At 28.1% G+C, this 16407-nt stretch carries 19 protein-coding genes; 15 read left to right on the forward strand and 4 right to left on the reverse strand.

Annotated elements, in window-relative coordinates:
• Nucleotides 1–20: 20 nt before the first annotated feature.
• Genes R3342_RS03030 through R3342_RS03045 form a run of 4 tightly spaced genes read left to right on the forward strand, consistent with a single transcriptional unit; the run spans nucleotide 21 to nucleotide 3435 of the window.
• A complete protein-coding gene (locus tag R3342_RS03030; protein ID WP_318938196.1) occupies nucleotides 21–470 on the forward strand; it encodes a single-stranded DNA-binding protein in 450 nt (149 codons plus the stop codon).
• Between the two features lie 22 nt (nucleotides 471–492).
• Nucleotides 493–1809 (forward strand): gliding motility-associated protein GldE, encoded by a 1317-nt coding sequence (locus R3342_RS03035; RefSeq protein WP_318938197.1) that lies wholly within the window; start codon nucleotides 493–495, stop codon nucleotides 1807–1809.
• 5 nt (nucleotides 1810–1814) lie between these two features.
• On the forward strand, nucleotides 1815–2393 hold the full coding sequence (gene gldD / locus R3342_RS03040; RefSeq protein WP_318938198.1) for a gliding motility lipoprotein GldD: 579 nt from the start codon (nucleotides 1815–1817) through the stop codon (nucleotides 2391–2393).
• A complete protein-coding gene (locus R3342_RS03045; protein ID WP_318938199.1) occupies nucleotides 2380–3435 on the forward strand; it encodes a COX15/CtaA family protein in 1056 nt (351 codons plus the stop codon). The genes gldD and R3342_RS03045 overlap by 14 nt, the downstream gene beginning before the upstream one ends.
• A gap of 46 nt (nucleotides 3436–3481) precedes the next feature.
• Here the strand turns inward: R3342_RS03045 and R3342_RS03050 are convergent, their stop codons facing one another.
• Both R3342_RS03050 and R3342_RS03055 read right to left on the reverse strand, forming a co-directional pair.
• On the reverse strand, nucleotides 3482–3760 hold the full coding sequence (locus tag R3342_RS03050; RefSeq protein ID WP_318938200.1) for a hypothetical protein: 279 nt from the start codon (nucleotides 3758–3760) through the stop codon (nucleotides 3482–3484).
• Nucleotides 3761–3834: 74 nt separating this feature from the next.
• Complete coding sequence (locus R3342_RS03055) at nucleotides 3835–4206, reverse strand: heavy metal-associated domain-containing protein (RefSeq protein WP_318938201.1); 372 nt, start codon at nucleotides 4204–4206, stop codon at nucleotides 3835–3837.
• Between the two features lie 84 nt (nucleotides 4207–4290).
• Between R3342_RS03055 and R3342_RS03060 the strand changes: the two genes are divergently transcribed.
• On the forward strand, nucleotides 4291–5175 hold the full coding sequence (locus R3342_RS03060; RefSeq protein WP_318938202.1) for a DMT family transporter: 885 nt from the start codon (nucleotides 4291–4293) through the stop codon (nucleotides 5173–5175).
• Between the two features lie 58 nt (nucleotides 5176–5233).
• Here the strand turns inward: R3342_RS03060 and R3342_RS03065 are convergent, their stop codons facing one another.
• Together R3342_RS03065 and R3342_RS03070 are read right to left on the reverse strand one after the other, a co-directional pair.
• Entirely contained in the window at nucleotides 5234–7288 is a 2055-nt protein-coding gene (locus tag R3342_RS03065; RefSeq protein WP_318938203.1) for a pitrilysin family protein, read from the reverse strand.
• Nucleotides 7289–7299: 11 nt separating this feature from the next.
• A complete protein-coding gene (locus R3342_RS03070) occupies nucleotides 7300–8619 on the reverse strand; it encodes a pitrilysin family protein (protein WP_318938204.1) in 1320 nt (439 codons plus the stop codon).
• A 325-nt stretch (nucleotides 8620–8944) separates the two neighbouring features.
• Between R3342_RS03070 and rplU the strand changes: the two genes are divergently transcribed.
• From rplU to R3342_RS03120, 10 genes are all read left to right on the forward strand, one after another.
• Nucleotides 8945–9436 carry a 50S ribosomal protein L21 gene (rplU, locus tag R3342_RS03075; protein ID WP_318938205.1) on the forward strand — a complete coding sequence of 164 codons (492 nt, stop codon included), beginning with the start codon at nucleotides 8945–8947 and terminating at the stop codon, nucleotides 9434–9436.
• Nucleotides 9437–9460: 24 nt separating this feature from the next.
• The gene (rpmA, locus tag R3342_RS03080; protein ID WP_318938206.1) at nucleotides 9461–9721 is read left to right on the forward strand and encodes a 50S ribosomal protein L27; all 261 of its coding nucleotides are present in this window, start codon (nucleotides 9461–9463) and stop codon (nucleotides 9719–9721) included.
• 81 nt (nucleotides 9722–9802) lie between these two features.
• Complete coding sequence (locus tag R3342_RS03085; RefSeq protein ID WP_318938207.1) at nucleotides 9803–11053, forward strand: 3-deoxy-D-manno-octulosonic acid transferase; 1251 nt, start codon at nucleotides 9803–9805, stop codon at nucleotides 11051–11053.
• Entirely contained in the window at nucleotides 11034–11666 is a 633-nt protein-coding gene (locus R3342_RS03090; RefSeq protein WP_318938208.1) for a Crp/Fnr family transcriptional regulator, read from the forward strand. Before R3342_RS03085 ends, R3342_RS03090 begins: the two co-directional genes overlap by 20 nt.
• Nucleotides 11667–11715: 49 nt before the next feature.
• Complete coding sequence (locus R3342_RS03095) at nucleotides 11716–12273, forward strand: YeeE/YedE family protein (protein WP_318938209.1); 558 nt, start codon at nucleotides 11716–11718, stop codon at nucleotides 12271–12273.
• 11 nt (nucleotides 12274–12284) lie between these two features.
• Nucleotides 12285–12698, forward strand: a complete 414-nt coding sequence (locus R3342_RS03100) for a DUF6691 family protein (RefSeq protein ID WP_318938210.1) — start codon at nucleotides 12285–12287, stop codon at nucleotides 12696–12698.
• 55 nt (nucleotides 12699–12753) lie between these two features.
• On the forward strand, nucleotides 12754–13395 hold the full coding sequence (locus R3342_RS03105) for a Crp/Fnr family transcriptional regulator (protein ID WP_318938211.1): 642 nt from the start codon (nucleotides 12754–12756) through the stop codon (nucleotides 13393–13395).
• A 126-nt stretch (nucleotides 13396–13521) separates the two neighbouring features.
• Nucleotides 13522–14511 (forward strand): GTP 3',8-cyclase MoaA, encoded by a 990-nt coding sequence (gene moaA / locus R3342_RS03110; protein WP_318938212.1) that lies wholly within the window; start codon nucleotides 13522–13524, stop codon nucleotides 14509–14511.
• On the forward strand, nucleotides 14511–15161 hold the full coding sequence (locus R3342_RS03115) for a phosphoribosylanthranilate isomerase (RefSeq protein ID WP_318938213.1): 651 nt from the start codon (nucleotides 14511–14513) through the stop codon (nucleotides 15159–15161). Before moaA ends, R3342_RS03115 begins: the two co-directional genes overlap by 1 nt.
• A gap of 18 nt (nucleotides 15162–15179) precedes the next feature.
• Nucleotides 15180–16376: a molybdopterin molybdotransferase MoeA gene (locus tag R3342_RS03120; protein ID WP_318938214.1), complete on the forward strand. Its 1197-nt coding sequence runs from the start codon at nucleotides 15180–15182 to the stop codon at nucleotides 16374–16376.
• The last annotated feature ends 31 nt before the right edge of the window (nucleotides 16377–16407 follow it).

Below are 16407 nucleotides of genomic sequence, written 5' to 3' on the forward strand. Positions count from 1 at the left end.
TACTATTTAAAAACTAAAAAATGGCTGGTACAATCAATAAAGTAATTTTAATAGGGCATTTAGGAGATGAAGTAAAAATGCACTATTTTGAAGGAGGAAGTTCTATAGGAAGGTTTCCTTTAGCCACTAATGAAACCTATACTAACAAACAAACAGGAGAGAAAGTTACCACTACCGAATGGCATAATATTGTAGTTAGAAATAAACTTGCTGAAATTTGTGAAAAATACTTAAAAAAAGGAGATAAAGTATATTGTGAAGGACGTATTAAAACACGTCAATGGCAAGCAGAAGATGGTTCGAAAAGATATACTACAGAAATTCATGTAGTTGATATGACATTTTTAACTACTAAAAATGATTTAAATGCTCCAATGTCTGAAACTCAAACAAAAAATACTGAAACTTTAAAGTCTGAACCTCCTGTAAATAATTCTGATTCTAATAATGATGATGATTTACCATTTTAAGTTTAATTAAAGACCTATAAATTTGGATTCTGAACCCGCATTTTTAGATTTTTTTTCCACATTAAATATAAATTATTGGCTTATAGCAAGTATACTAATTCTATTAGTGCTTTTATTGCTATCGGCATTAATTTCAGGAGCTGAAGTTGCTTTTTTTTCCTTGTCACAATCGGATTTAAATAAAGCTTCAGAATCTAAATCATCTGCCGAAAATACTGTCGCAAATTTGTTGCGTAAACCAAAAAAATTACTAGCAACTATTTTAATTTTAAATAATTTTATAAACATTTTAATTGTTTTAATTTTTGCGTACGTTGGTAATATTTTGTTTTCAGGCATTAATTCCGAAATAGTTAAATTTTTAGTTGAAGTAGTTTTAGTAACTTTTTTAATTTTATTGTTTGGGGAGGTTTTGCCTAAAATTTATGCAACAAGAAAATCGCTTAAATTTGCCATATTTATGGCGATTCCGCTTAAAGTTTTAAATTCTATATTAAGCGTAGTAAGCTTGCCTTTAATGGGATTAACATCAATAGTTGAAAATAGATTAGGAAATAAAAAATCAAATTTATCTGTCGAAAATTTATCACAAGCATTAGAAATTACCACTATAGAAAACACTACCAAAAACGATCAAAAAATTTTACAAGGTATTGTAAGTTTTGGAAATACTGAAACTAATCAGATTATGACGCCTCGTATAGATATTTTTGCTTTAAAAAATGATGAAAAGTACGAAGATGTTTTAGATAAAATTGTTAAAAAAGGATTTTCCAGAAATCCAGTTTATGAGGATAGTGTAGATGAAATTATAGGTATTTTATACACAAAAGATTTATTACCACATTTAAATAAGAAAAATTTTAATTGGCAAAGCTTGTTAAGAGAGCCTTATTTTATTCCTGAAAATAAAAAACTAGATGATTTATTAAAAGAATTTCAAGAAAAGAAAAATCATTTGGCAATTGTAGTTGATGAATACGGAGGAACAAGTGGTATAATTACCTTAGAAGATGTAATTGAGGAAATAGTTGGAGACATAAGTGATGAATTTGATGATGAGGATTTATCGTACTCCAAGCTTGATGCAAATAATTATTTATTTGAAGGAAAAACCAATTTAAAAGATTTTTATAAAATTATTGAATTTGAAGATCCATCAAATATTGAAGAAAACAAAGGAGAATCAGAAACAATTGCTGGTTTTATATTAGAAATTCATGGAAAATTTCCTAAAAAAAATGAAATCATAAAATTTAATCAATTTAGTTTCAAAATAGAATCCATGGATAACAAAAGAATTAAACAAGTTAAAGTAACTATTAATAATCCAAATTAATTTTAATGAAGAATTTAATAAGTAAGCTAATTTTATTCTTAATAATAGACTTTTTAGGTTCTTGTAATAACACTACAACATTACCAAAGCCAAAAGCTTATCTAAATTTACAATATCCAGCAGCAACCTATCATAAAATAAAGAATAATTGTCCGTATGAGTTTGAAATTTCGAACAATGTAAAACTTACAGAAAAGGATAATTGCTGGGCAACTATTCAATATCCAAAATTAAAAGCAACACTATATATTACTTATCGTAAAGCGGATAATAATAATTTGAATGATATATTAAATGAAGTTGTAAAATTTACATTTAAACATGCTAAAAAAGCCGATGCAATTAATGATGTAACTTATGAAGATTACAATAATAAAGTGTTTGCTAAATTATATAATGTAGAAGGAAATGTAGCGTCAAACCTTCAGTTTAGCGCAACAGATAGTGTTAAAAACGTATTAGAAGGCGCTTTGTATTTTTATACAAGGCCCAATTATGATTCTATTTTACCTGCTATAAAATATATTGAAAAAGATGTTACCCATTTAATAGAAACTTTAAGGTGGAAAAATGAAAAAAAATAATTATAAATACACAAAAACAATTAGAATTTGGTTAATTATTGGCTTGGTAATGTTAGTAGGTCAAGTTATTTTAGGAGGTATAACTAGATTAACAGGGTCAGGTTTGTCTATAACTAAATGGGATGTTATAACAGGAGTTATTCCGCCTTTAAATCATTCTGAATGGGTTCATGAGTTTGAACTTTATAAACAAACCCCACAATTTCATAAATTAAATTCATCCTTTACTTTGCAGAATTTTAAATTTATTTATTTCTGGGAGTATTTTCATCGTCTTTGGGTGCGTACTTTAGGGTTTATATTTTTAATTCCATTTTTAATTTTTGTATTTAAAAAACAGATAAATTCTTATTTAATAAAACGATTAGCTGTGGTTATTTTACTAACTATTTTAACAGCTTCAGCAGGTTGGATTATGGTACTAAGTGGCTTTGTAAACAGGCCTTGGGTAAATGCTTATAAACTAACTTTACATTTTATATTAGCCATATTTGTTATAACTGCTATGATAAAAACCATTGCAGATGTTTATAATTTTGGACTTGATAAAAAAATAAAGCAACATAAATTTGTTACTATTGTTTTGGGAGTAGCTTTTTTACAAATGATTTTTGCAGGATTAATGTCAGGTATGAAAGCAGGATTATATTATCCTTCTTGGCCAGATATGAATGGTGAGTTTATTCCCGCAGTTTTAAAAAGTTCAGCTAACTGGAATTTTGGAAACATGATTAATTATGATAGCTATTTATTTGCGCCTGCACTAATACAATTTACGCATCGTTTTTTAGCATATTTATTGGTTACGCTAACCATTATACTATTTTTTAAATTAAAAGATGTAGTGAGTAATGATCAAAAAAAATGGATACAATTTCCACTAGTATTGGTGTTAGTTCAACTTACTTTAGGAATATTAACGGTTCTAAATGTAAAAGGTGAAATTCCACTAGTTTTAGGAGTAAGTCATCAACTTGTTGGATTATTGTTTTTTATGAGTTTACTTTTCTTATTCTTTAATACAAGAAAATTTAAAGCATAAAAAAAGCCTCAATTATAATTGAGGCTTTTTATTTTTTTAAAGGGAATTAGTTTTTAACAGCATCTTTTACTGCTTCAACACCTTCTTTAACGTCTTTTTTAACTTCTTCTGAAGTTTCTTTTACTTTGGTAGCAACGCTATCCACTTTTTTTGAAGCGTCATCAACAGCATCTTTTACAGAATTTGAAGTACTATCAACGGCTTCTTTTACTGTTTCAACATTAGTTTTAACAGCATCTTTCACGTCGCTTTTTTTCACGTCTTTACATGATATAGCAATAATACTTACTAAAGCAACTGCTAATAAAAATTTAATTTGTTTCATTTGGATAAATTTGATTGATTTTTATTTATAACAAATTAACAATAAATTTATTGCAGAAAAAATAATTTAGTTAATTATTTTTTTATAATTGATTCTATATCAGTGGTTTTGGTAGCTTTATATAAATCACCACCTGCAATTCCATTTATTTTTTGAACAATGTCGTTTTTACTTAATTTATTAGAATCGTAAGTGAAAATTCCTTTTTTAGCGTCAAAATTTACCTTAGCATAAGTTACGCCATCTACTTTTGATAATTTAGATTGAATTGTACGTGCACAACCAATTTCACAAGTCATACCTTCAATATTTACTTCAATACTTTTTAAATTAGCAGCAACTTGTTCTTTTTTAGTGCTAACTTTTTCCTTGTTTAAGGACTCTTTTTTGTTTCCGCATGAAACAATAAAAAAAGTTAGAAGTAATAATGTGATTATTTTTTTCATGATGTTTTTATATTGATTTTTTTGCGAATGTATAAACTTATACTTTCTATTCCGAATTTTTATCCGAATTTTGCATTTTTTAAGATGAAAATAGTAGAGAATAACTTAAAGTGGGTTTATTTAATTGTACTTTCCTTAATTTGGGGGAGTTCTTTTATTTTAATGAAAAAAGCGTTGTTGGGTTTAACACCTATGCAAGTTGGAGCTTTTAGAATTATTATAACTGCAATTTTTTTAATGGCAATTGGGTTTAAAAGAATATTAAACCTAACAAAAAGGCAATGGTATTATTTACTTTTAAATGCATTATTGGGGACATTTTTCCCTGTTTTTTTATTCGCTTATGGAATTGATAAAATAGATAGTTCTATAGCTTCAATTTTAAATTCATTTACACCGTTAAATACATTAATTTTTGGAGCATTATTTTTTGGCATTGGATTTACTAAGCGCCAAGCTATTGGTGTTTTTACTGGTTTAGCAGGTACAATATTATTAATTTTAAAAGGAGCAGAGTTACATCCAAATCAAAATTATTTTTATGCTATTTTAATATTAATTGCCTCTGTTGGTTATGCATTGAACGTAAATATATTAAAGAAATATTTACAGGATGTAGATGCAATTGCAATTGCTGTAGCAAATTTTGTTTTAATGATTATTCCAGCATTTATTATTTTGTGGAATACTCAGTTTTTTGAAACTTTTCAGCCAACACATACAAATGTAATGGCAATGGTTTATATGGTTATTTTATCGGTTTTAGGCACTGCATTGGCTAAAATTATGTTTAACAAATTAGTACAAATTACTACACCAATATTTTCTTCCTCTGTTACTTATATAATACCAATAGTAGCCATAACTTGGGGAATTTTGGATGGTGAAAAAATATCTTTCATTCAATTTATTGCAGGATTGGTTATTTTATTTGGGGTTTATTTAGTAAATAGAAATAAATCTAAATAAAAAATGCCCCTTAAAAAGAGGCATTTAATAATAATAATAATAATATATATTTTAAATATTATTGAAAGTCAGCATCAGTAACGCCTTCATCAATTTTAGCATTTATTAATTTAAAAGTAACGTTTTGTGGCCCTACTTTTGCAGTTTTAACACCAGCAAATTTAACACCATTAAAGTCTTTATAATCACTAAAATTAGCTGCTTGGGTTTGTGTTCTTCCTCCCATAGTAACTGTTTGAGATTCTCTAACTTTTAGACCAGTTTTTACATCAAAATAGATAGAAGTAGAAACCACATCGCCTTTAGTAGTAATTACGTACGCGTCTTTACCATCAATAGGTTCTATGCCAGTTAATTTAGAATTTTCATTTTGTAATAAACCTAACTCTAAAAAAGTTCCTAAATTACTAGTCATATCTTTTGCCATTGCTTCAGGAAGAGGTTGTTTATTCATAGTTACTCCATCTTTGGTCATAATAATTTTTGCAACAACATTTCCGCCCATACTAGTTTCGTTAGCATATTTATCTGCAGTTCTTTTTTCAGTACTTTGAACTGTGTTTCCCATTGCAGTTGCTTCATAAGTAACTAAGGTAGATTTTATGTTTTTAATTTTATCTACTCCACCAATAGCATTAAAATAATGATCTAATACGGTTTGTTTTGTTACTCCTGCAGGGATAGGTTTTGAAAGATCTGGTTTGCTAGTTTTATTAGCTTCCTTATCAAAATAGTTTATTTTATAAGGTAATTTCTCTAAGTTTGGAAGTACATCTAAAGCTTTTCCAACAACAATTATTCTAGCATGATCTGCACTAAAATATTTTTGTGCAACTCGTTGAATATCATCTACAGTAACTTTATTAATATTTTGTAGATATGATTCATAAAAATTATCAGGTAAATTATTTCTTCTAATATTTAAAGCGTATCTTGCTATAGTAGCTGGTTTTTCAACATTTCTCACAAAGCTTCCTGTATAAGCAGCTTTAGCAATTCTAAGTTCATCATCCGTTACTTTAGTATTTCTAATTTTATTAATTTCTTTTACAAATTCAACTGCGGCACTATCAGAAACCATATTTCTAACTTGTGCAGATGCAGAAAATAAAGCAGAAGTTTTTTCATCACTTGATATGCTTGAATATGCACCATAAGTATAACCTTTGTCTTCACGTAAATTTAAAAATAGACGACCTTCGCCACCACCACCAAGAATGTAGTTTGCTAGTTTTACAGCAAAATAATCTGGACTACTCATTTTTAAGTTTGCAGAGTTAACAACTGCTATATTTGACTGAACAGCATTTGGCATGTTTACAAAATCTATTTCAGTTTTTGGAACATTATTAACTGCTGGTACATTATAAGCTGGAAGTGTTCCTTTTTTCCAATCAGAAAAATATTTTTTTACTAATTTTTTAACGTCTTTAAAATTAACATCCCCAACAATTACTAAATATGCGTTGTTTGGTTTAAAATAAGTATTGTAGAAATTTTTAACATCGTTTAAATTTACATTTTTTACAGATTTTGGTGTTGAAAATTCTCCATAAGGATGATTTTTACCATAAGCTAAAGCGCTTTCTACTCTGTTTGCAATGTTACTTACACTTTTTTCACCACTTTTTAAATTTTCAATTAATTTAGCGGATTCTTTATCAAATTCTTCTTGTGTAAAAATAGGATGTAAAGCTGCATCAGCCATTAATTCTAATACTCGTGGAAAATATTTTGATAAAGATCTCATACTAGCACTTTGGCTAGAAAAATTAATGTTAGCACCTAAATAATCAACTTCTTCATTAAATGCATCTTTATTAATTTTATTGGTTCCAGTTCCTAATAAGCTACCAGTTAAGTTACTAACTCCAGCTTTATCGCCTTCAAAAATTAAATTGTTATTAATAGTTAAAGTAGCAGAAACTCTAGGAAGCACATGGTTTTCTACAATTAATACTTTTAAACCATTTTTTAATTCAAAAGTTTCAGGTTTGCCAATATTTATTTTTGGGGCAGGTCCTGGTTTTGGTTGTATGGTTCTGTCTATTTGAGCAGATACAGAAAATGTTATTAAAAATAAGGTAATAACGGTTACTATTTTGTTTTTCATAATTGGTATTTTTATTCTTTATCTTTTTTTGGTAAATAATCTAATACTAATCGTTGATTAGGATTTAAATATTTTTTAGCAACTTCTCTAATTTCTTCTCTTGTAACAGAGTTGTATATATTAATTTCGGTATTTATTAAATTAGCATCTCCATAAAGTAAATAATATCTAGCCAAAGAGTTTGCAATTCCTTCTACACTTGCGTTAGAGTTTACAAAGTTATTTTCGAATTTGTTTCTTAATTTTTGAAGTTCTTTTTCGGAAATTAAATTGGTTTGTAGTTTTACAATTTCTTTGTTTATGTCGTTTGTTAATTCATCTAAAGAGGTTTTTCCTAATGGAAGAGCTAGTACAATATAAGCACCATAATCTTCTAAAGAATAATTAAATGCAGCAATTTGAAGTGCTTTTTTATCATCATTAACTAATTTTTTATATAATCTTGAACTTTTTCCTCCGCTTAAAATATCTGAAATCATATCTAAAACTCTAGCATCTCTTGTGGTCATTGCAGGAGTTCTATACACGGTAAAAACAGCAGGTATTTGTATGTTTGGATCGTAAAAAGTAGTTTTAATTTCTTTAGTTATAGGTTCTTCTTTAATAGAAGGATGTGTAACTTTTTTACCTGAAGGAATAGGTTCAAAATACTCTTTAATTAGTTTTTTTGTAGAAGCAAGTTCAAAATCACCAGAAACAACTAATACAGCATTATTAGGGATGTAATATTTTTTGTTAAAAGCTCTAAATTCTTCTAAAGTAGCAGCATCTAAATCAGCCATAGCACCAATTGTTGTCCAACGGTAAGGATGTTTTTTAAATAAGTTTTTGAAAACTTGTGAAGTCCATTGTCCATAAGGAGAATTGTCAACTCGTAATCTTTTTTCTTCTTTAACAACTTCATTTTGAGTGTCAACTCCTATTTGGTTGATGATAGGATGCATCATTCGTTCAGATTCCATCCATAATCCTAATTTTAAATTGTTTGATGGAAAAACTTCGTAGTAATACGTTCTGTCTTGTGTAGTGTTTGCATTATTTGTTCCACCATTAGCAGAAACAATTTTAAACCAATCTCCTCTTTTTATATTTTTTGTTCCTTCAAATAAAAGGTGTTCAAAAAAATGTGCAAATCCTGTTCTGCCAACAACTTCGTCTTTAGAACCAACATGGTACATTACAGAGGTAGTTACTACAGGGGCTGTATTGTCTTGATGTAAAATTACATGCAAACCATTACTTAAATTGTATTCTTCAAAATCTACTTTTTGGGCAAAAGCACTCAAGCTTAAAAGTAGACTTAAAATACTTAAAAAAAATGTTTTTCTCATAGTTAATTATGTTAGGTTAAATATTATTGCGTATAAGACGCTTTTATTGATTATGTGTTACAACTTTGAAAATGAAATTACAATATTAATTGGAGCAAAATAGATTTCATAGCAATAAACGTTTCAAATTTATTAAACTTTTAACAAAGAATGTGAGGTTTTATAATATTTAACTAATTATTAGTATATTAAATAGTTAACCTGTTTAAAATAGTATGTTTATAAGTGTAATTTTGTTTTGCTAAACAAAGAAAAAAACTTATATTTGCACCCGCCTTAATTAAAAGGTTAGTAAATTATTAATAAAGCGAATAAAACAAGACTTATGTACGCAATTGTAGAGATAGCAGGGCAGCAGTTTAAAGTAGCAAAAGACCAAAAAGTTTTTGTACATCGTTTACAAGAAGAAGAAGGAGCAAAAGTTTCTTTTGATAAAGTTCTTCTTTTAGATAACGAAGGTGCAGTAACAGTTGGCGCCCCAGCTATAGAAGGAGCCGAAGTAACGGCTAAAATTTTAGGTCACTTAAAAGGTGATAAAGTAATCGTTTTTAAAAAGAAACGAAGAAAAGGATACAGAGTAAAAAATGGTCACAGACAATCTTTTACTGAAATCCAAATTCAAAGTATTGCTGCAAGCGGTGCTAAGAAAAAAGCAACAAAAAAAGAAGAGCCAAAAGCAGAAACTGTTGAAAAAACAAGTTCTGATGATTTAGGATCAAAAACAGTTGCAGAATTAAAAGCTTTAGCAAAAGAAAAAGGTATTTCAGGATACACTTCTTTAAAGAAAAGCGAATTAATTGAAGTGTTAAAAAAATAAAGTACAATTTAAAACCATAATATCATGGCACATAAAAAAGGAGTAGGAAGTTCGAAGAACGGTAGAGAATCAGAATCTAAACGACTTGGAGTTAAAATATTTGGTGGTCAAGCTGCAATTGCAGGTAATATTATTGTACGCCAAAGAGGAACACAACATCATCCAGGAGATAATGTATATATGGGTAAAGACCATACTTTACATGCAAAAGTTGATGGGTTGGTTAAATTCCAAAAAAGAAAAGACGATAAATCATTTGTTTCTATTGAGCCTTTTGATGCTTAATAAATAAATATGATAATTTTTAAACTCCTAAACTTAAATGTTTAGGAGTTTTTTATTGGCTATTTTGTACCTTTGTTCTCCATGTACTTTTTATATAATATAGCAGTTACCATTGTTCAGTTTTTATTGAAAATTATAGCTATTTTCAATAGTAAAATAAGTCTTTTTGTAAATGGAAGAAAAGAAACTCTTTTAAAGCTAAAACAAGCAATTTCTAAAAATGATAATGTTTTTTGGTTTCACTGTGCTTCATTAGGAGAATTTGAACAAGGCAGACCAATTATTGAACGAATTAAAATAGAAAACCCAAAACTAAAAATTGTTGTCACTTTTTTCTCTCCATCAGGTTATGAAGTTAGAAAAAATTATAAAATTGCAGATGTTGTTTGTTACTTGCCTTTAGATACCAAAAAAAACGTTCAATTATTTTTAGATGCAATTCATCCTGAATTTGCATTTTTTGTTAAATATGAATTTTGGCCAAATTATTTAAAAGAACTTAAAAAGCGAAATATAAAAACCTTATTAATTTCAGGAATTTTTAGAAAAAACCAAATGTTTTTTAAATTTTATGGAAGCTGGATGCGAAAATCTTTAAAAGCATTTACACAGTTTTTTGTTCAAGAAGAAAATTCAAAACGATTATTAAATTCAATAAATTTTAATAATGTTAAGGTAAGCGGAGATACTAGATTTGATAGAGTTTTTGAAATCACCAATCAAAATAACGAACTTAAATTTATAAATGAATTTAAAAACGACAGTAAAGTTTTAGTTGCAGGAAGCACTTGGAAAGATGATGAAATAATGTTGGTAAATTACATAAATAAAGAAGCATTAAATAATGAAAAATTTATTATTGCTCCACATAACATACATTCACAAGATATTCAGAAATTAAAAAATGAAATAAAAAAGCCAGTTGTTTTATACTCAGAAATGAAGGGAGAAAACTTACAGAATTTTCAAGTTTTTATTGTAGATACCATAGGTATTTTAACTAAAATTTATAGTTATGCAACTGTTGCATATGTAGGTGGAGGGTTTACAAAAACAGGGGTTCATAATGTTTTAGAACCAGCTACTTTTGGAGTTCCAATAATAATAGGTCCTAATTTTAATAAGTTTAAAGAAGCAGTTGAATTAGTTGAAAGTAAATCTTGTTTTGTAGCAAATAATTCTGAAAAATTATCCTTACATTTAAAAAAAATATTTTTGCAAAATGAAATAAGAGAATTAGCAGGAAATACTGCTAAAAAATATGTAGAAGAAAGAACAGGAGCCACGGCCAAAATATTAAAATATTTAAAAGATGAGGGAAAAGTTAAATAACTATTTTTCGTTTGTATTTGAAGACGAATTAATTGAAGAAATTGTACAGGTAGGAACATACAAAAAACTACGAGAAAACGAATTATTAGTTGATTTAGGTGATAAAATGGTTGGAGTACCATTATTATTAGATGGCGCTATAAAAATTGTCAGAGAAGACAAAAATGGCGACGAGATATTGTTGTATTTTTTAGAAAGAGGAGATACTTGCGCTAGTTCATTTTCTAGTGCACTATCACATAAAAAGTGTGGAATTAGAGCAATAGCCGAGAAAGAATCCGAAATTATATTTTTACCAGTAGCAAAGCTAGATGAATGGTTAGTTAAATATAAATCATGGAGAAATTTTGTTATTGATAGCTACAATGTTAGATTAAATGAAATGATGGAAACTATAGATACGTTGGCATTTATGAAAATGGATGAACGTCTTTATAAGTATCTAATGGATAGAGCTCAAATAATGAGAGATACTTCCTTAACTACAACTCATCAAGACATTGCATACGATTTACATACTTCTAGAGTGGTAATTTCCAGATTGTTAAAACAATTGGAAAATGAAGGAAAAATAAAATTGCATCGAAATAAAATTGAAATATTAGAATTTTAGTTATAAATTACTCCCATATTTTTATAATTTACTAACTAAATAATATCATATGGATTTTATTCTACAACCTTGGGCGTGGTATGTTGCAGGGCCAATTATAGCCTTTGTAATGTTTTTGCTTTTTTATTTTGGTGAACGATTTGGAGTGTCTTCAAATTTAGAAACCTTTTGCGCCATAGGAGGTGCAGGAAAAATTACCGATTATTTTAAAATTGATTGGAAACAGAACAAATGGAATTTAATGTTTGTTGCAGGTGCAATTACAGGAGGTTTTATTGCTTCAAATTGGCTAACAGTAAGTGATGCTGTTGCTATAAATCCACAAACAGTTAAAGACTTAGCAGCTATTGGAATTAAAAATGCAGGATCAACTTACTTACCGGATGAAATTTTTAGTATAGATACGATGCTTACTTTAAAAGGATTTTTAACATTACTTATTGCAGGTTTAATGGTTGGTTTTGGAGCTCGTTGGGCTGGAGGATGTACATCTGGGCATGCAATTGTTGGATTGAGTAATTTAGAAATACCTTCGGTAATTTCAGTAATAGGTTTTTTTATTGGAGGTTTAATTATGACTTGGTTTATTTTACCAATGCTATTTTAAATATATAGAATATGAAATACATTAAATTTTTTTTAGTAGGGATTCTTTTTGGAATAGTAATGAGCAAAGCAGAAATAATTTCATGGTATAGAATTTATGAAATGTTTAAATTTCAATCATTTCATATGTATGGAATAATTGGTTCGGCAGTTGCTATCGGTATAGTAAGTATGTTTTTATTTCGTAAAAAAGTTGTTAAAACTTTTAAAGGCGAGGAAATTCATGTGCGCCCTAAAAAAAGAGGATTATATAGGAATTTATTAGGAGGAACTCTTTTTGGTTTAGGTTGGGCTCTTGCAGGAGCTTGTCCAGGTCCAATGTTTGTTCTTGTTGGTAAAGGCGTGGTTTCTATTTTGGTGGTAATTTTAGGCGCAACCATTGGCGCATTTTTATACGGTTTGCTTAAAGATAGAATTCCGCATTAAATCAAATCTACTTTTGTAATTTTTTTATCAAAAGTTTGTCTAAATTTGTAATAATATGAAGTTAGACAAAATTTTAAATAGTAATTTTTATAATCAATTTGAAAATAAATTGCTGGATGAACTTTCGTCTATTGGAATATTAAAAAAAGCGGAGCCCGATAAAATTTTAGTTGAAATTCGAAGGGAAATTAATTTTATTCCCATAATTATTTCTGGCATTGTAAAAGTTAAACGACGTGATGGAAAAGGGAACGGAATTTTTATACACTTTTTAGGAGAAAATCAAACTAGTGCAATAACTCTAACATATGCTTTAGAAAATAAAATTAGCGAAATTCGATTAGAAGCGATGACTAAAGTTACTTATATTTCTATTCCAGCAAAAGTAGTAAACACATGGTTTCATAAATATGAATCTTGGCGTGCATATTATTTACAATTAAATCATCTGCAAACTTCACGTTTAATAGAAACAATAAACAACCTTGCTTTTACAAGTTTAGATGAAAGAATTGTAAAATATTTAAAACACATTATAGAATATACAAAAATCAAAACAATTAAAATCAAGCATTTTGATATAGCTCGCGATTTAAAAGTTACCAGAGAAGCTATCTCTAGAACTCTTAAAAAATTAGAAACACAAGGAGTTGTTAAGCTTTATAGAAATAAAATAGATTATTTAGGGCAACTGTAAGCCTAGATAATTTTGCTTTTTTTTAATGATTTTTGTTACAAATTAAAACTTGATAAAATTGTATCTTTGCAATTCATTTTTAAATGACCTTTTAGTAGTTTTAAAAAGCGGTAAAATAGTATAATAATGCAGAAATTAACGGATAAGTTTGGAAGAAGAATATCGTATTTACGTTTAGCAATTACAGATAGATGTAATTTACGATGTCAGTATTGTATGCCCGCTAAAGGTATTGATATTGTGGATAGAAAGGAGTTGCTTTCCTATAAAGAAATGTATCGAATTATTCGAGTATTATCTGAATTAGGCGTTAATAAAGTTAGACTAACTGGAGGCGAACCTTTTGTTCGAAAAGATTTTGTAAATTTTTTAGAATCTTTATCCTTTAATGATAAATTAAATGAAATTAATATTACTACTAATGGAGCATTAATTTCAAAATACATACCAAAACTAGAAACGTTTAATATAAACGCTGTTAATTTAAGCATAGATAGTTTGCAGAAAGATAAATTTGCAAAAATTACAAGAAGAGATGTTTTTGATAATGTATACGCAACTTTTTTAGATTTAGAAAAAAGTAAGCTAAAATTAAAACTTAATGTAGTGGTACAATCAGGTTTTAATACAGATGAAATTATTGATTTTATTGAACTTACCAAAGATAAAGATATTGCTGTTAGATTTATCGAAGAAATGCCTTTTAATGGAAAAGGTCAACGAAAAATGGATGAAGACTGGAACTTTAAAAATATTTATAGTTTTATAGAAAACCATTATAAAACAATAAATAAAGTTAGTTCTAAAAAGTCATCTACTTCCATAAATTATCGTATTCCAAATTATAAAGGAACTTTTGGAATAATACCAGCATTTACAAGAACTATTTGTGGCGATTGTAATAGAATTAGAATAACAGCAACTGGATTATTTAAAAACTGTTTGTTTGATGGAGGTGTTTTTAATGTAAGAGATTTTATTAGAAATGGAGCAACAGATGATGAACTGAAAGAATTATTTATTAATACTGTTCATCATAAACCTGAAAACGGATTTGTTGCGGAAGCTGCACGAGACAATAATGTATCCGAAAGTATGTCAACAATTGGAGGATAATGAAAAAAACAAAAATTTGTTGTATAAGTAGCATTAAAGAAGCTGAGTTAGCTATCAAATTTGGTGCTTCAGCAATAGGTTTAGTTGGAGAAATGCCGAGTGGCCCAGGAGTTATTTCAGACGATTTAATTGCCGAAATAGCAAATATAATTCCTAAAAATATAGACACTTTTTTATTAACGAGTAAAACCAAAGTTTCAGAAATTATAAAGCATTATAATAAAGTAAAAACTACTACTATTCAATTAGTGGATGAACTAACAGAAGGTACTCATTATCAATTAAAAAAAGCATTACCTAATGTAAAAGTTGTACAAGTTTTACATGTTATTGATCAACAATCAGTTGTTGAGGCAATAAAATTAGCGCCAAATGTAGATGCTATTTTATTAGATAGTGGCAACCCTAATTTAAAGATAAAAGAATTAGGAGGAACAGGTAGAGTTCATAATTGGGAATTAAGTAAAAAAATTGTTGAAAAAGTAAAAATACCTGTTTTTTTGGCAGGAGGAATTTCAAAAAATAATGTATTAGACGCAATAGAAATGGTAAATCCATATGGATTAGATTTATGTAGTAGCGTTAGAACTAATGGGAATTTAGACGAAATAAAACTAATGGAGTTTTTTGAAGTAATTAAAAATAAATAGAATTAAAAAATATAAATAATGAGCCTAACAACAGTAAAAGATGCTTTAGATATTATTTTAAACAATACACAAGATTTTGGAACCGAAATAATTGATTTTGAAAAATCTTTAGGGCGTGTTTTAAAAGAAAATATAGTTGCAGATAGAGATTTTCCGCCATTTAATCGTGTAAGTATGGACGGAATTGCTATAAATTCTGAGGCATTTAAAAATGGACAAACCTGTTTTAAAATTGAAGGAATTCAAGCTGCAGGAGATGCTCAGAAAACTCTAAAAGATTCTAATAATTGTTTAGAAGCAATGACTGGTGCAGTTTTGCCAAAAAATACAGATGCTGTTGTACAATACGAGTTATTAAAAATTGAAAATGGAATAGCTACGTTACAAACGGATGCTATTAAAGATTTTCAAAACATTCATAAAAAAGGACTAGATAGAAAACAAGGAGATATTTTAATCAAGCAAAACACTAAAATATCTGCAGCTGAAATTGGTGTTTTTGCAACTGTTGGTAAAACTCAGGTTAAAGTAGCTAAACAACCTAAAGTAATGATTATTTCTACTGGAAATGAATTGGTTGAGGTTGCTGAAAAACCAGCAGATTTTCAAATTAGAAGAAGTAATGTTTTTACTTTAGTAGCTCATTTAAACAATTTAAATATAGATGCAAAAACTGCTCATATTCAAGATGATAAAGAAATATTAATCCAAAAAATTGAAACTTATTTAAATGAATTTGATGTGTTGCTTTTTAGTGGAGCGGTGTCTAAAGGTAAACTAGATTTTATTCCTGAGGTTTTAAATAATTTAGGAGTAAAAAAATTATTTCACAGAGTTAAACAGCGTCCAGGAAAACCTTTTTGGTTTGGTAAAAAAGGAACCAAAACTGTGTTTGCATTTCCGGGAAATCCAGTTTCCACTTATGTAAGCTGTTTAAAATATTTTTATCCTTGGCATCAAAAATCGGTTGGTTTAAATTTAGAAAATGAAAATAAAGCTATTTTAGCAGAAGATTTTTATTTTAAACCAGATTTGACCTATTTTTTACAAGTTACTTTAAAGAATATTGAAGGAAAATTAATGGCAATTCCAGTTTCTGGAAAAGGTTCAGGAGATTTGGCTAATTTAGTAGATGCAGATGCTTTTTTGGAATTGCCAGATGATAAAAGTAATTTTACAAAAGGAGAAATTTTTCCGATTATAACGTATAGATAGAATTTCTTTATTGCTTATAAAGAGAAGTTTT

This window comes from Lutibacter sp., from assembly GCF_033723435.1.
In the GTDB taxonomy this organism is placed as follows: domain Bacteria; phylum Bacteroidota; class Bacteroidia; order Flavobacteriales; family Flavobacteriaceae; genus Lutibacter.

Bases quoted from the DNA above. Each gene is read 5' to 3' on its own strand.
- rplU (WP_318938205.1), top strand. From the start codon at position 8,945: ATGTACGCAATTGTAGAGATAGCAGGGCAGCAGTTTAAAGTAGCAAAA.
- R3342_RS03070 (WP_318938204.1), bottom strand. From the start codon at position 8,619: ATGAGAAAAACATTTTTTTTAAGTATTTTAAGTCTACTTTTAAGCTTG.
- R3342_RS03050 (WP_318938200.1), bottom strand. From the start codon at position 3,760: ATGAAACAAATTAAATTTTTATTAGCAGTTGCTTTAGTAAGTATTATT.
- moaA (WP_318938212.1), top strand. From the start codon at position 13,522: ATGCAGAAATTAACGGATAAGTTTGGAAGAAGAATATCGTATTTACGT.
- R3342_RS03100 (WP_318938210.1), top strand. From the start codon at position 12,285: ATGAAATACATTAAATTTTTTTTAGTAGGGATTCTTTTTGGAATAGTA.
- R3342_RS03120 (WP_318938214.1), top strand. From the start codon at position 15,180: ATGAGCCTAACAACAGTAAAAGATGCTTTAGATATTATTTTAAACAAT.
- R3342_RS03115 (WP_318938213.1), top strand. From the start codon at position 14,511: ATGAAAAAAACAAAAATTTGTTGTATAAGTAGCATTAAAGAAGCTGAG.
- gldD (WP_318938198.1), top strand. From the start codon at position 1,815: ATGAAGAATTTAATAAGTAAGCTAATTTTATTCTTAATAATAGACTTT.
- R3342_RS03105 (WP_318938211.1), top strand. From the start codon at position 12,754: ATGAAGTTAGACAAAATTTTAAATAGTAATTTTTATAATCAATTTGAA.
- R3342_RS03095 (WP_318938209.1), top strand. From the start codon at position 11,716: ATGGATTTTATTCTACAACCTTGGGCGTGGTATGTTGCAGGGCCAATT.
- R3342_RS03085 (WP_318938207.1), top strand. From the start codon at position 9,803: ATGTACTTTTTATATAATATAGCAGTTACCATTGTTCAGTTTTTATTG.
- R3342_RS03065 (WP_318938203.1), bottom strand. From the start codon at position 7,288: ATGAAAAACAAAATAGTAACCGTTATTACCTTATTTTTAATAACATTT.
- R3342_RS03055 (WP_318938201.1), bottom strand. From the start codon at position 4,206: ATGAAAAAAATAATCACATTATTACTTCTAACTTTTTTTATTGTTTCA.
- R3342_RS03060 (WP_318938202.1), top strand. From the start codon at position 4,291: ATGAAAATAGTAGAGAATAACTTAAAGTGGGTTTATTTAATTGTACTT.
- R3342_RS03090 (WP_318938208.1), top strand. From the start codon at position 11,034: ATGAGGGAAAAGTTAAATAACTATTTTTCGTTTGTATTTGAAGACGAA.
- R3342_RS03030 (WP_318938196.1), top strand. From the start codon at position 21: ATGGCTGGTACAATCAATAAAGTAATTTTAATAGGGCATTTAGGAGAT.
- rpmA (WP_318938206.1), top strand. From the start codon at position 9,461: ATGGCACATAAAAAAGGAGTAGGAAGTTCGAAGAACGGTAGAGAATCA.
- R3342_RS03045 (WP_318938199.1), top strand. From the start codon at position 2,380: ATGAAAAAAAATAATTATAAATACACAAAAACAATTAGAATTTGGTTA.